Origin of the sequence: Rhodopseudomonas sp. BAL398, from assembly GCF_033001325.1 — a bacterium.
In the GTDB taxonomy this organism is placed as follows: Bacteria; Pseudomonadota; Alphaproteobacteria; order Rhizobiales; family Xanthobacteraceae; genus JARJEH01.
This window is the reverse complement of the sequence record NZ_CP133111.1, coordinates 3,162,245-3,176,262: the sequence shown is the minus strand read 5'-3', so window position 1 is coordinate 3,176,262 and position 14,018 is coordinate 3,162,245. Positions and strand designations below refer to the sequence as shown.

The following is a 14,018-nucleotide window of genomic DNA, read 5'->3' as shown; positions in this document are numbered from 1 at the left end:
AGCACAGAGTGGATTGCTTCGTTTTGACAGCACGCGCCCCAGGCCCTAAAGAGTTAGAATAATTCTAATCTATTGGAATCCTGCCGAATGAAGGCTTTCTCCGATCTCACCGAGCGCGAAATTCTCGCCGTGGCAATCGCCTCCGAGGAGGAGGACAGCCGGATCTATCACGCCTTCGCCGAGGATCTGTCGGAACGCTATCCGGATTCGGCCAAGCTGTTCACCCAGATGGCGCATCAGGAAACCGGCCATCGCCATATGTTGCTGCGGATGTATGAGCAGCGGTTCGGGCCGAACCTGCCGCCGATCCGTCGCGAGGACGTCAAGGGCTTCATCAAGCGGCGGCCGATCTGGCTGACCCGCAATCTGCCGCTGGATCGGATCCGCAAGGAAGCCGAGACCATGGAGTTCGAGGCCGAGCGGTTCTACGTCAAGTCCGCCGAGCAGACCACCGATGTCGGTGTCCGCAAGCTGCTCACCGATCTGGCCGAGATGGAAAAGGGCCACGAGCATCTCGCCTCGCGGCTGTCCGAGACCATCCTCACCGCTGGTGTCCGCGGCGAGGAGGACAAGACGCGCCGCCGCATGTTCGTGCTGCAATATGTCCAGCCCGGCCTGGCCGGCTTGATGGACGGCTCGGTGTCGACGCTGGCGCCGTTGTTCGCCGCCGCCTTCGCCACCCATCAGAACTGGCAGACCTTCCTGGTTGGTCTGGCCGCCTCGATCGGCGCCGGCATCAGCATGGGCTTCGCCGAGGCGCTGTCCGATGACGGCTCGATGACCGGCCGCGGCTCGCCCTGGCTGCGCGGCGGCATCTGCGGGTTGATGACCACGGTCGGCGGTCTCGGCCATACGCTGCCCTATCTGGTGCCGGACAGCTGGGCCAATGCGTTCTGGATCGCCACCGCGATCGCCGGCTTCGTGGTGTTCTTCGAATTGTGGGCGATCGCCTGGATCCGCGCCAAATACATGGACACGCCGTTCCTGCAGGCGGTGTTTCAGATCGTGCTCGGCGGCGTCATCGTGCTCGCGGTCGGGATTTTGATCGGCGGGGCTTAATCTCAATCATCTATGAAACAGACTCTACGAGAGCGTCCCTGAACGTCAAGAAGCTTGGCGACGTTGCTGACATCGGGTCAAAGTGCTTGCCAATAGCAACCGCCAATTCCAGTTTTCTCAATCCTCCTGGGAAGTAACCGGCATTCCCCAGGACCCTTTCCAATGCTTCCCATGTACCACCAGTTACTGCGTCTGGATTCCTGTATGGCGCCTGCGCTGGGATCGTCGAGGACACCTTGGGGAATGACGTGCAAACGGCTTTCCATTCACCAAAGAACCAAGCCTCCAGCTCCTCAATTGCCAGTCGATTGACAACTCGCCAATTGCCATTCGCCGACGTTTTACGTGTCAGCAAATTTGCTTCCTTAGCGAGCTGTTCCATCTTCTCCTTTAGTGCGAAGCAATCACTATTATCGCGATCGATTACGACTACTATGCGAGAAGATTCCGGCAGCCATTTCGCATATGCCCTTAGCCTGTCGCCCAATTTCTTGAGTAGATCACTCTTTCCTTGATGGGCATGGATCGTGTAAGTGGCTCGCCCCGCCAGCAATCGCGGAAGCATTTCGGCTAAAAATGCTTCCATTGAAGGTTCTTCGACCAAGATTTCCAAATGCCCCGCTTTCATTTGATGCTCTTGATCTGTCGGACCGGAGCGCCTTGGTTCGTTAGGGGGTCTCCTGCCCCGAAGTGCCCCTCCAGCCATAGATGTCCAAGAAGCGCTCCCTCGCTCATGAATTCTTCAATTCCGGGAATCTCCGACGCAAGAAGCGCCTGCGTATAGCCCTCTTCATTTCGATAGAGTACGCGAACCTCCTGCGGGCGCAGCGCATTCAAAAAGAACGGCGAGTGAGTGGTGACGAGTAGTTGTCCGCGCTCCGCCGCAGCACGGCATTCCTCTGCTAAGCCATAGAGGAGGCGCGGGTGGAGGAAATTCTCCGGCTCTTCAATTCCAATGAATGGAGGCGGCGATGGATCGTACAGCAAAACGAGGTACGCGAGCATCTTCAGCGTCCCGTCGGAGGCGAAGCGCGCAAGTATTGCATTGTCAAAAGGCGCGTCCTTTATAGTAAGGAGCAGTCGCCCATCTGGCATTGGTTCAGCTAGAACTTTTTCAATGCGCGGAACGCGAGACCGAAGCGCTCCAAATATCTCATTCAATCTCGCGGGATGTTGGTCGGATAAGTACTGGATAACATTTGCAAGATTGTCACCTGTGCGAGATAGCCGTTCTTGCGGTCCGGCTTCTGGTTGTCCTCGTGTATTGTCCACGGAAAAATATGAAACATACCATCCCGTTATAAATTCACGGAGAGCTGCCACCCGCGGATGTTCCGCAAATTGGCCGAGCGCATTAACAGCGATCAAATCGGGCGATTTTAGCGGGATATCGATGCGTTTGTCTTCAATGTCGGGCAATTCACCGCTCACGGCTTTTCCGACGCCCTCTCGATAATCAAGGAATCGAAAGGGGCGCCCATGACTTCCGCGCTTCCATTCAAGCCACTCTTCGACGACAGCGGGTGCCCCGTTGCGTTCATCAACTGCGAGATGGTATGTGATCAATGGGTAGTCCGGCTCGCGATACTTGATTTCGATAACAAGCGGACCATCAGAACCGCGTGTTTTCAATTCTTTGGCCCTGCCTCGGCGATCCCACGCGCGTCGCAGGCCTGACTCGAAGCATTCCGATAGGAATGCAAACACATCAAACACCGTCGATTTACCGCTACCGTTCGGTCCAAGCAAGACGGTCAATGGCGTTATATTCTTAAACTCCACCCTGCGCAGGGCGCGAAAGTTTTCCACCTTCAAATAAGTGATTCGCGCCATTTTTTTCGGCTTGCCGGTTTGAGCAAGCGGCATTTGATTCATGGAGTCACCTAGAACCTTCGTCCAGTCTCAGTATGGAATCTAATCTCGTGGCGCACTTCACCACTCTGGCGGCTGCGAGTATAGTGGATTGATTGGAATTTGCCATTTTTGAGAATGAGGAATCGGCTTCGGAGTTTGCCACAGGTGGCAGTGATGGACGCGCTGGATTGCCTCAGCGCGTATCCTACGAGGTCAGCTCGGGCTTCTCGCCGCGAGAGGATCACGCAATCGCCGGTTCGAGCATGGCATCCCGGATTCAATCGCCCAAGGTAATCCGAATCGCGCTTATGTCCGTGTGGCCTTTGGCGCGCACCATCTGGTCTTGGCGCCGGCCCAACACCTCAGGTTGCGTTTCGTCGATCCGGCCGCGCCGCATCGCGCGCAGCTCGGGAGCGAATGGCCGCCTGACGCGCCGGTCGCCGCGTGGTTCGCGAATTTCAAGCGCAAAATCCGGTTGTCTTGTGAGACTCGTTCTAAGAGGCATTCCATTGGCGGCCTCGCCGCCGCTCGCTTATCCCTCGCCGCGTCAGGGAATGGTCGCATCACTTTGCCGATGCGACGGCGATCGGGGGACGTGTCTTGCTGAAGAATCTGTCTGCGCTGCGTATCACTGCCGCGTCGGGCGCGTTGGCGCTCGGATGTCTGTCGGGTCAGGCCGCGATGGCGCAGTCCTCTGCCGCCTCGACCGCGCCCGGCGCCACGCCGCTGCCGGCGATGGTGGTGGTCGCGCCCAAGCCGCGTCGCGCTCAGCCGGCGCGCAGCGTCACGGCGCCCCGCGCGCCGCAGCCCAGCCGCGACATCGTCGCCGCCGAAGATCCGCGCGGTCCGATCGATGGTTATGCCGCTACCCGGAGCATGGCCGGCACCAAGACCAACACCCCGATCAACGAGACGCCGCAGTCGATCTCGGTGATCGGCGCGGCGCAGATTCGCGACCAGAAGCCGCGCAGCTTCGATCAGATCTTGGCCTATACGCCCGGCGTGGTCGGCGGCACTTTCGGCAATGACGTGCGCAACGACTGGTTTTTGATCCGCGGCTTCAAGTCCGACGACAATTCGACCTTCCTCGACGGGCTGCAATTGTTTTCGACGTCCTATGCGACGTGGAAGCTGCAGCCCTTCAATCTCGAACGCGTCGAGGTGCTGCGCGGCCCGTCGGCGATCCTGTATGGCGGCTCGAGCCCGAGCGGCATCATCAACGCCGTCAGCAAGATGCCGCCGGCCGAGCCGATCCGCTACATCGAGGCCGGCGTCAATAATTTCGGCAATCGCTATGTCGGATTCGATATCGGCGGCCCGGTGGCGATGGCGACCGACAAGGGCCAGCTGTTCACTCGGTTGGTCGGCCAGTTCCAGGGCGGCGACACCCAGACCGACTATACCCAGGACAATAATTTCTTCATCGCGCCGTCACTGACCTGGCGGCCGGATGCCGACACCAGCTTCACGCTGCTGGCCTCGGCCTCCAAGAACAACACCCGCGGCCAGAATTTCCTGCCCTATGTCGGCACCGTAGTCGACGCGCCGTTCGGCCGCATCAAGACCGACGTCTTCACCAGCGAGCCGAGCCTCGACACTTTCAATCGCACCCAGGCGATGATCGGCTATCAGTTCGAGCGCAACCTGACCGACAGTCTGACGTTCCGGCAGAACGCCCGCTACGCCCATGTCGACGTCAAATATGCGACCCTGTACGGCTTCGGCTATGCGACCACCGCCGCGGCGGCGAACATGACACGGTTCAACTTCCTGGCCCAGAACGAAGCCGCCCAGGCATCGCTCGACAACCAGCTGGAATATCGCTTCGCCACCGGCGCCTTCAGCCACACCATGCTGTTCGGCATCGATCTCAAGCACTACAATATCGACGATCTGCAGAAATTCAGCTTCGGCACGCCGATCAACCTGGTCAATCCGGTCTACACGCCGACCGCCGAGGCCAGCGGTCCGTTCCGCGACGTGACGCTGACCCAGAAGCAGATCGGCCTCTATCTGCAGGACCAGATCAAGCTCGGTCGCTTTACCCTGGTGCTGAGCGGGCGCAACGACTGGGTCAACACCGTCAATGACAACCACGCCGGCACCGGCCAGACCCGCGACGACAGCAAGTTCAGCGGTCGCGCCGGCCTGATCTACAATTTCGATTCCGGCGTCGCGCCCTATGTGTCCTATGCGACCAGCTACAATCCGTTGGTCGGCCTCAACGGCACCGCGCTGGAAAGCCCGGAAACCGGGCAGCAGAGCGAGATCGGCGTCAAATATCAGCCCAACGGCTTCAACGGCCATTTCAGCGTCGCCTATTTCGACCTCAAGCGTCAGAACGTGCTGACCACCAATCCGCTCAATCCGCTGCTGTCGATCCAGAACGGCGAGGTCACCTCGCGTGGTCTCGAGCTCGAAGCCGTCGCCAATCTGGCGCCGGGCTTCAAGGTGACGGGCGCTTTCACCACCTACAACATCTTCGTCAGCAAGGATCTCAACCCGGCGCTGGTCGGGACCAGGCCGGTGGGCACGCCCAGGCAATTGGCGTCGGGCTGGGCCGACTACACCTTCCAGGACGGCGCGCTGCGCGGCTTCGGCTTCGGCGGCGGGTTGCGCTATGTCGGCGCGTCATTCGCCGACACCGCCAATAAGCTGGTGGTGCCGGCGCGCACCCTGGGCGATGCCGCGATCCACTACGAGATCGAGAATTGGCGGCTGGCGCTCAACGTCACCAACCTGACCGATGAAATCTATGTCGCCAGCTGTTCGCAGGCCGAGGCCTGCTTCTACGGCGACCGCCGCCGCGTCACCGCGAGCGTCGGCTACAAATGGTAGCGTCGAAGGGGAGGCGGCCCTGAAGGCCCGAACCGCACGGATCTGGTCGCTGGTCCACACCTGGACCAGCCTGGTGTCGACGTTGTTCCTGCTGCTGCTGTGCATCACCGGTCTGCCGCTGATCTTTCACCACGAGATCGACGAGGCGCTGGGCTATGCGCCGGTGCATCAGGCGCCGCCGCCCGGCGCCAAGAAGCTCGGCATGGAGGCGATCGGCCGTGTCGCGCTGCAGGCCCATCCCGGGCAGGTGATCCAATATATCGGCACCAGCAATGAGGATCCGGGCATCGTCAACGTGTTCACCAACCACGCGGTGAACGGCGCGCCGGACGATGCGGTGGTGACGACGTTCGACGCCTATACGGGCCAGTCGCTCGGCCGCGCCGGCACCGGCCCGATGCTGGTGCTGCTGAAGCTGCATACCGACGTCTATCTCGGCCAGCCCGGCAAGCTGTTCATGGGCGCGATGGGATTTGTATTCTTGATCGCGATCGTCTCCGGCGTGGTGCTGTACTGGCCGTTCACCCGCAGGCTGAGCTTCGCCACCATCCGCGACGGAAAATCGCGCCGCATCGTCTGGCTCGACTGGCACAATCTGCTGGGCATCGTTACATTGGTCTGGGGACTGATGGTCGGCGGCACCGGTGTTATCAACACGCTGGCCGAGCCGATGCTGCAGCAGTGGAAATCCACTGAGCTTGCCGCGATGGTGGCGGCCTCGGGCGGCGCGCCGCCCCAGCATCTCGCCTCGCTGGATCTGGTGCTGGCCAACGCGATGCGCGCGGCGCCCGGCATGGAGCTGCGCTTCATCGCCTTTCCGGGCACGCCCTTCACCTCGTCGCATCATTTCGGCGTCTATATGCGCGGCGACGACGCGCTGACGGCGCGGCTGTTGAAGCCCGTGCTGCTCGACGGCGAGACCGGCGCGGTCACCTCGGTCATCGATTTGCCGCTCTATCTCAAGGCCCTGCTGGTGTCGCAGCCGCTGCATTTCGGCGATTACGGCGGCATGCCGTTGAAGATCATCTGGGCGCTGCTCGATGGCGTGACCATCATCGTGCTCGGCAGTGGGCTGTATCTGTGGCTGGCGAAGCGGCGCAAGCGCTCGGGCGCGCCGCAGCCGGCTTCCTTGGTGCCGTCGCGATGACCGGGCGGCTTGGGCCAGCGCCCGGCTGGCGCCGCGTCTACGGCGCCCCGCTGGTGATCGGCGCGCTGTCGCTGTTCGGATTGCTATCGGCGTTGCTGCTCGGCGATGTCGGCCGGGTGTTGTCCTGGTTCGCCTTGGCGCTGCCGCTGGCCATCTGCGTCCGGGCGTGGCTGCGCAGCCGCGCGGGCGGTTAGCGCCTGGTCGCAAAGACAATCAATGGTTGGTTTCTGACTGACTTGGCGGCGCTTGCATTGGCGGCGGACTGAGATGCTCGCGAAAGAACCTGACAATGCTCGCGTCGAAGTCGCGATGAAATGCCGTCCTGTCGAAGCCGGGCGGATCGACACAGAGCCGCGGCAGGTTCGCGGCGAACTGCGCCGTGCAGGGCGGCAGAAAGGCATAGTGACCGGCCGGCACGATGTGAATCTCAGGCTGGCCGGGCAGGCTATTGGCGACACGGGCGGTGCCCCCGGGATCGACGCCGCCGCCGCCCAGTTCGGAACGCCAGACTTGCAGCGGGATTTCGATGCCAGCCAGACTTTCTCGGGTGAGGAAGCTGGAGGCAGGGTCGGCGATCACGGCAGCCCGGATTCGCGGATCATGCGGCGGATCAGATGGAATGTCGCCGCTGCGAATCTGCTCGCAGCCTCGAGTCTTGTTCGATTCAATACAGAACGGGGTGATCCTGCGGAAAACCGCATTGCCGCCAGCCAAGATCAGCCCGGTATAGCCTCCCAGGGAGAAGCCGAACACGCCAATTCGAGCCGGATCGATGATCGCTCTGTCTTTCCACTCGTTCAGCATGAAATCGAGCAGCCGCACCATATCGGCCGGCCTCGATGCCGCCACCGTCAGGCTATCGCGCTGCGATGAATCGCTGCCATTGTCGCCGGGGTGATTGATGGCCGCGACCACAAAGCCGGCATCCACCAGCGCGTCCACGACGTCGTCGTGTCCCCCGAACCAGCCGCCGCGACCGTGCGAGACGATGACCAGCGGCAATTTTTCGCCGGTGAGCGGACAGTCTTTCACGCCCTGAACCGAGTCGATGAATTGCACGGTCAGACGACCCAGCGCCACGCGCTGCGGTTCGGCCTTGCACGGATACCAAATGGCGCCCGACAGCCGCGGGTCGGAATCGAGCAACTGAATGCCGGCGGCCTCGGCCCCTGAGCCGAACCAACAGAGGATGACGACGAAAGCCCAACACTTCCCAAGCATCAATCAGCCCCTCATCCTGCAAATCTGAGCTGATCGACGAACGACGACGGAATTATGTCGCGCGTTCCTGGTGCGGGCCTGAGAGTCTGACCGAAAAGGATCAATAGATGAGGCCTTCAAGGCCGTCATTGCGAGGAGCTGTTGCGACGACGCAATCCAGTCTGTGCTTGACGCCCCTGGATTGCTTCGCGGTCGGACGGCGCGATGCGCCGTCCTCGGCTCGCAATGACGCAATCAAGTTCAATTTTTGTTGGCTTCTCTTTCCGTCAGACTCTGGGGTGACACCGCGGCCGCGTCTCACCGCCGGGCGGCGGTCACCACCCCGGCGACCACCAACAAATAGCCGGCAAGGTGAAACAGCTCCGGCTTTTCTCCCAGAAAGACGATTGCCATCGCCGAGCCGAACACCGGCACCAGATGGAAGAACGGCGCGGCGCGGTTCGGACCGACCAGCGCGATGCCGCGGTTGAAGCAGATATAGGCGAGCACCGAGGGGAAGATCACCGCATAGGCGAGCACGCCGGCGGTCAGCCAGTCGGCGCTCGGCCGGATCCCGGCGGCAAATTCCCAGGCGGCGAAGGGCAGCAGCATCAGCGCGCCGCCGCCGGTGCCGACCACGATCAGCGACAGCGGATGGCCGGCGGGGCGCTTCGGCATCAAGGCCGAATACAGCCCGAAGGCGCAGAGCGAGGCGGCGAACATCAGGTCGCCGCGGTTGAACTGCACCTGCGCCAGCGCCGCGAAGTCGCCGCGCAGGATGATGGTCAGCACGCCGATCAGCGACACGGTGATGCCGACCCCCTGCATCGGGGTCAGCCGCACCCCGAACAGCGCCAGCGACCACAGCGCCACGAATAACGGCCCCGACGACTGGATCAGCAGCGCGTTCAGCGCCTCGGTATATTGCAGCGCCCAATAGGCCAGCGCGTTGTTGATGGCAAAGCCGGTCGCCGACAGCACCAGCATCAGCCGCCACCGCGCCCGCAGCACCGGCCAGTCGCGGCGCAAATACGGCCAGGCGAACGGCAGCAGCAGCAGCATCGCGCCGATCCAGCGCACGCAGGACAGCGTCACCGGCGGCACATGGCCGGCGACAAAGCGGCCGAGCACGATGTTGCCGGCCCAGAACAGCGAGGTCAGGCTGAGCAGCAGATAGGGCTGGTTGGCGAGCCAGCCGAGGGGGGAGAGCCGAGCGGAGGCAGGGGACAATGCGGGACAATCATCGGAAACGGCGGGATCGGGAGAATGCCGCAGTTGTGCCTGAAAACCATTCGCAAACAAGGTCCGGCCGCAGAAGGGTGCCATGCGGCGCGCCGCTCGGCGAAGCATGGCGACCGGCGACGTCGCAAGTAAGCCCGCGCCCGGACAGGCGCAATTATTGCTCGCCGGTTAGGCCGTCGATAACCAATGCGGATGGAACCCGACACGTGGTGAAACCGCGTAGAGCTACGAGGATTATGGTGTCGTCGGTGGCCCCGGAGGGCCACGCCGTGCCCCAGAGGATTGTCATCGTGTCGGTGCAGAGGTTTCTCAAGCAAAGAGCCGTGAGCATCGCGGTCGGCGGCAATTACACGCTGCCGAACTGGTATGATGCCCAAGGCAAATTGCGGTCATTCGCCTGCCGGACCAGCCGGGTGTCGCCGTTCCGGATGATCGTCGATGCGCCGGTGGTGGGCCGGATCGGCGATTCGATCGCGTCCTATTTCGGCGATTTCGGCGAGCTGAAGGGCCACATCAGCGATACGATCGCGGGCGGGTTCCTGCTCGAACTCGACATGACCAGGAAGATGCGGGAGAAAATCTCCAACCAGCTCACCTGGCTGGAGAAGAAGCAGAGCGATCCGACGATCCGCGACGTGCGGGCGCAGGCGCGCATCGTCCCGTCGGTGCCGCATTCGATTCTGGCGTTCTCCGACGGCAGCACGAGAAGCTGCTTCGTGATCGACATGTCGCTGTCGGGCGTTGCGGTGTCGGCCGATGTGCAGCCGGAGATCGGCACGCCGCTGGCGGTTGGGTCCTGCGTCGGCCGCGTCGTCAGGCATCTGCCCGACGGCTTCGCGGTGCAATTCACCGAGCTGCAGCACCGCGCCGAGCTCGAACGGCGTATCGCCCGCCCGCCGCCGTGCCGCGCCGAGGCCGCCGCAAAGCCCGCGCGTTCGCGTTCCGAGCCGGATAGCGAGGACTACTTCCTGATCTGATGCGTGGTCATTGCGGCTGCGTTTTCGGCTTGCGCGCCGCGACGATGACGCCGGCCAACACCAGCGCGTAGCCGACGGCGTGATACAGATGCGGGCGTTCGCCGAGAAAGACGATCGCCATCGCCGAGCCGAACACCGGGATCAGGTGAAAGAACGGCGCGGCGCGGTTGGCGCCGATCAACGCGATGCCGCGGTTGAAGCACAGATAGGCCAGCACCGAAGGAAACACCGCCACATAGGCGATCGAGCCGAGATTGGCGGCGTTGATCTGCGCCAGCGGCCGCGTCAACAGTTCCCACACCAGCAGCGGCGTCAGCAACAGCGCGCCGCAGCCGAAGGTGAAAGCCAGGAACGACAGACCGTGGATCTGCGGCCGTTTCTGCGACAGCGCCGAATAGAACCCGAAAACCGCCATTGCGGTGATGAAGATGATGTCGCCGACATTGATGTCGATTCCAGCCAGCGCGGTGAGGTCGCCCTTGAGCAGGATCACCATCACGCCGACCATCGACACCGCGATGCCGAGCGCCTGGGCCAGCGTCAACCGCACCTTGAGCAGGATCAACGACCAGATCGCGACGAACAGCGGCCCGGCCGATTGCAGCAGCAGGATGTTCAGCGCGATGGTGTGTTCCAGCGCGGTGTATTGCAGCGTGTTGAAGATCGCGATGCCGCTCAGCGACAGCGTCACCATCAGCCCGATGTGGCGGCGGATCGCCGGCCAATCCCGGTCCAGATGCTGCCAGGCGAAGGGCAGCACGATCAGGAAGGCGCCGACCCAGCGCGCCATTGACAGCGTCGCCGGCGGAATCTGTCCGGCCGCGGCGCGGCCGACAATGGCGTTGCCGGCCCAGAACAGCGAGGTCAGGCTGAGCAGCAGATAGGGCTGATCGAACAGCCAGGACGAGCGCGGGCGCGGAGCGTGGGGCAATGGCATGCTTCTGTGACGGAGACGGGCCGGGAGTTGTGCCAGAAACCGCCGCCGCTGCAAACCTTGGAGCGTCGTCGAGCGAAGCGGGGACCGGTTCGCGTGAAGAAAACGCGTCAAAACAACAATCTGGAATTCCGGTTCTGATCTATCAGAACGGGAATGGCTCTAGCCGGGACTCGTTGCCAGGCAGCGGCCGACCGCGAGCCCGCGCTGCCGGTCGCCCGCCATGTCGCCGGCCCGTTCAGCCGACGTTCTCGGTCTTTTTCAGCTTGCCGATGCCGAGAATGTCGAGCATCGCCTTTTCATAGAAGGTGTCGCTCTCGCCGCGGCGCATCTTGCGGATGAAATATTTCTCGAAGGCGATCTTGGCGTTGTGGACCCAGACCCCGGATGACGACCAATTGACGTTGCGCGGCGGCAATTGCGGTTGCGCCACGAAGGCGACGCCGGAATCGCCGAAATCGGCCAGGCAGACCGCGTTCCAGGTGGCCTGATGGGTCGGCTGCTGGCCGTCGAGCAGCTGCTTGATGTTGTGCGCCGTCGCCGTCACCATCGATTCGATCATGAAGCCGGTCTTCGGCACGCCGCAGGGAACCGGGGTGGCCTCCATCGGCGGGATCGCCACGCAGACGCCGACCGCGAATACGTTCTGGTATTTCGGATTGCGCTGGTGCTTGTCGATCAGCACGAAGCCGCGCGGATTGACCAGCCCGTCGAGCCCGCGCAACGCCGCGATGCCGCGAAAGCCCGGGATCAGCATCGAATAGCCGAACGGCAGCTCGGTGGTTTTCTTGATCGAGCCGTCCTCGGCGATCTCCTCGACCGTCATCTTGCCGGCTTCGATCTGCTTGACCCGGGTGTTGGTCATGAACTTGATATGGTGCTGGCGCATCTCGCCTTCGAGCAGGCCCTTGGTATCGCCGACCCCGTCGAGCCCGAGATGGCCGATATAGGGCTCCGGGGTGATGAAGGTCATCGGCACCTGGTCGCGGATCTTGCGGCGGCGCAGCTCGGTGTCGAGAATGAAAGTGTATTCATAGGCCGGGCCGAAACAGGACGCGCCCTGCACCGCGCCGACCACGATCGGCCCCGGCTTCTTGCAGAACGCCTCGAAGGAGTCCGCGGCCTGCGTGGCGTGGTCGATATGACAGATCGACGAGGTGTAGCCCTCCGGTCCAAGTCCCTCGATCTCGTCGAAGGCCAGCTCCGGTCCGGTGGCGACGATCAGATAGTCGTAAGTTAGCGAGGTGCCGTCCTCGAGTTCGACGCGATTGTCGTCGGGATGGACCCTGGCCGCCGGTACCGGCTTGAAGTTGATGCCGCGGCGGGCGAACACCGGCGCCAGATCGACCTGAACCGAATCCGGCGTGCGCCATTTCACCGCCACCCAGGGGTTCGACGGCACGAAGTGATAGATCGGATCCTTGGTGACGACGGTGAGTTCGTCGTCGCGCCCGAGTTGATCCTTCATCTCGTAAGCCATGATGACGCCGCCGAGACCGGCGCCCATGATCAGGATTTTGGCCATGTTGTTTCCCTCGCTGGCGGCCGTCGGAAAAGCTCGAGGGCCGCGTTGATGTCCCTGTCCGGCCGCAGCTGCCGGTTGTTATTATTGTCTGCGAGCAGCCCGGTTCGGCCGCCCGGGATCGTCCGGGCCACTGACGGGCCTTTGATTGCGCCGGATGCGCGGTGGCATCGGCGGCCTTGCATATATTATATTCTAATATTCATATCTATTGATATTAGAAGGCAAGCGCCGGAATTTGTCAATTCGCTTGTCCCGGAAAAAAGCAGCCCACGCCGCAGCGCCATCGGCCGGCTATCCTGCTCGCGCCGCTGGCGATCTCCTTGCGCTCGATCAAGCGGGACTCAATTGGCCAGTTCGTTTGCCGAGTCCGCCGGCCCATCTCTCTGTCATTCCGGGGCGCGTGGCCGCAGGCCGCGCGAAACCGGAATCTCGCCGCGGGTCCTGCGCTGCATCGAGATTCCCGCGCGCAGCTTCGCCGCGCCTGCTATGCGGGCGAGGCCGCGTCGCTGTTGTCGAGCACCGCGAGCGCGGTCTCGCCGACCTGGCGCAGATCGGCGGTGAAGCGCGCCGCCAGCGCCTGCATCGGCAGATTGGATCGCAGGCACGACATCTCGATGTGGCGGATCGCGAGCCGGCGTGCATGGTCGATCATCGCGGTCATCAGCAGCCCGCCGATGCCGCGGCAGCGCCACTCGGTCTCGACGCTGAACGCCGCCTCGGCGCGATGCGCATCGCGATCGGTCACCAGCAATTCGCAGGCGCCGCGCACCTCGTCGGCCTCGACATAGCCGACCACGATACGTCCGTCGGACAGCGCGGCGCCGGCGTGAAACAGCAAATGGAATTCGGACATTTCGGCGAAGAACCGCATCTTGCGCGACGGCTCATCGAGCCGCATCAGGTGATCGCAATAGCGATCGGCGTCGCCGGCACCAAGCGCGATGACGCGCCCCAATGGTTCGACAACTGCGGTCATGAGCAAACCCTCCTGGCCAATCCGCCGAACCATAAACCTCGCTTCGATCGACGCAATCCTCGGCGCGACCAAACGTCGTAAGAGGCGGGCACCGGACTGTGCTGAATTACCGATTGGTAGTTGGATGCCCTCAGAACCGGCCGAAAGAAACAACAGAATGGGTCTCGTCATTGCGAGCCGAGGCCGGCGCGTAGCGCCGACCGACAGCGAAGCAATCCAGGGGCGACGCGCACAGACTGGATTGCTTCGTCGCTTCGCTCCTCGCC

The 14,018-nt window shown here is 62.6% G+C and carries 12 protein-coding genes; 5 read left to right on the top strand and 7 right to left on the bottom strand.

All coding sequences use genetic code 11. From position 1 onward, the window contains the following. The first annotated feature begins 87 nt into the window (after positions 1 to 87). A complete protein-coding gene (gene mbfA, locus RBJ75_RS15015; protein ID WP_044414628.1) occupies positions 88 to 1,059 on the top strand; it encodes an iron exporter MbfA in 972 nt (323 codons plus the stop codon). Positions 1,060 to 1,069: 10 nt separating this feature from the next. Here the strand turns inward: mbfA and RBJ75_RS15010 are convergent, their stop codons facing one another. Together RBJ75_RS15010 and RBJ75_RS15005 are read right to left on the bottom strand one after the other, a co-directional pair. Continuing rightward, on the bottom strand, positions 1,070 to 1,687 hold the full coding sequence (locus RBJ75_RS15010) for a DUF4276 family protein (protein WP_276156285.1): 618 nt from the start codon (positions 1,685 to 1,687) through the stop codon (positions 1,070 to 1,072). Beyond that, complete coding sequence (locus RBJ75_RS15005; RefSeq protein ID WP_276156286.1) at positions 1,684 to 2,934, bottom strand: AAA family ATPase; 1,251 nt, start codon at positions 2,932 to 2,934, stop codon at positions 1,684 to 1,686. Before RBJ75_RS15005 ends, RBJ75_RS15010 begins: the two co-directional genes overlap by 4 nt. A 660-nt stretch (positions 2,935 to 3,594) precedes the next feature. On the opposite strand from RBJ75_RS15005, the gene RBJ75_RS15000 reads away from it, so the two are divergent. From RBJ75_RS15000 to RBJ75_RS14990, 3 genes are all read left to right on the top strand, one after another. Further along, on the top strand, positions 3,595 to 5,751 hold the full coding sequence (locus RBJ75_RS15000) for a TonB-dependent siderophore receptor (protein ID WP_411194525.1): 2,157 nt from the start codon (positions 3,595 to 3,597) through the stop codon (positions 5,749 to 5,751). A 73-nt stretch (positions 5,752 to 5,824) separates the two neighbouring features. After that, positions 5,825 to 6,898: a PepSY-associated TM helix domain-containing protein gene (locus tag RBJ75_RS14995; RefSeq protein WP_234707520.1), complete on the top strand. Its 1,074-nt coding sequence runs from the start codon at positions 5,825 to 5,827 to the stop codon at positions 6,896 to 6,898. Beyond that, positions 6,895 to 7,092: a hypothetical protein gene (locus RBJ75_RS14990; RefSeq protein ID WP_044416997.1), complete on the top strand. Its 198-nt coding sequence runs from the start codon at positions 6,895 to 6,897 to the stop codon at positions 7,090 to 7,092. The genes RBJ75_RS14995 and RBJ75_RS14990 overlap by 4 nt, the downstream gene beginning before the upstream one ends. A gap of 19 nt (positions 7,093 to 7,111) precedes the next feature. Here the strand turns inward: RBJ75_RS14990 and RBJ75_RS14985 are convergent, their stop codons facing one another. Both RBJ75_RS14985 and RBJ75_RS14980 read right to left on the bottom strand, forming a co-directional pair. Further along, positions 7,112 to 8,119 carry an alpha/beta hydrolase family protein gene (locus RBJ75_RS14985; protein ID WP_052629039.1) on the bottom strand — a complete coding sequence of 336 codons (1,008 nt, stop codon included), beginning with the start codon at positions 8,117 to 8,119 and terminating at the stop codon, positions 7,112 to 7,114. Positions 8,120 to 8,416: 297 nt separating this feature from the next. Further along, positions 8,417 to 9,328: a DMT family transporter gene (locus RBJ75_RS14980; protein WP_276156289.1), complete on the bottom strand. Its 912-nt coding sequence runs from the start codon at positions 9,326 to 9,328 to the stop codon at positions 8,417 to 8,419. A 302-nt stretch (positions 9,329 to 9,630) separates the two neighbouring features. Here RBJ75_RS14980 and RBJ75_RS14975 point away from each other — a divergent pair, with 302 nt between their 5' ends. Continuing rightward, a complete protein-coding gene (locus tag RBJ75_RS14975) occupies positions 9,631 to 10,317 on the top strand; it encodes a PilZ domain-containing protein (RefSeq protein WP_044418628.1) in 687 nt (228 codons plus the stop codon). Between the two features lie 7 nt (positions 10,318 to 10,324). On the opposite strand, the gene RBJ75_RS14970 is transcribed toward RBJ75_RS14975, so the two are convergent. The 3 genes from RBJ75_RS14970 to RBJ75_RS14960 form a co-directional block, all read right to left on the bottom strand. Continuing rightward, positions 10,325 to 11,254 carry a DMT family transporter gene (locus RBJ75_RS14970; RefSeq protein ID WP_276156290.1) on the bottom strand — a complete coding sequence of 310 codons (930 nt, stop codon included), beginning with the start codon at positions 11,252 to 11,254 and terminating at the stop codon, positions 10,325 to 10,327. 235 nt (positions 11,255 to 11,489) lie between these two features. Next, positions 11,490 to 12,776, bottom strand: a complete 1,287-nt coding sequence (locus tag RBJ75_RS14965; RefSeq protein WP_044406019.1) for an NAD(P)/FAD-dependent oxidoreductase — start codon at positions 12,774 to 12,776, stop codon at positions 11,490 to 11,492. A 484-nt stretch (positions 12,777 to 13,260) separates the two neighbouring features. Beyond that, on the bottom strand, positions 13,261 to 13,752 hold the full coding sequence (locus tag RBJ75_RS14960) for a GNAT family N-acetyltransferase (RefSeq protein WP_044406043.1): 492 nt from the start codon (positions 13,750 to 13,752) through the stop codon (positions 13,261 to 13,263). Between the last annotated feature and the right edge of the window lie 266 nt (positions 13,753 to 14,018).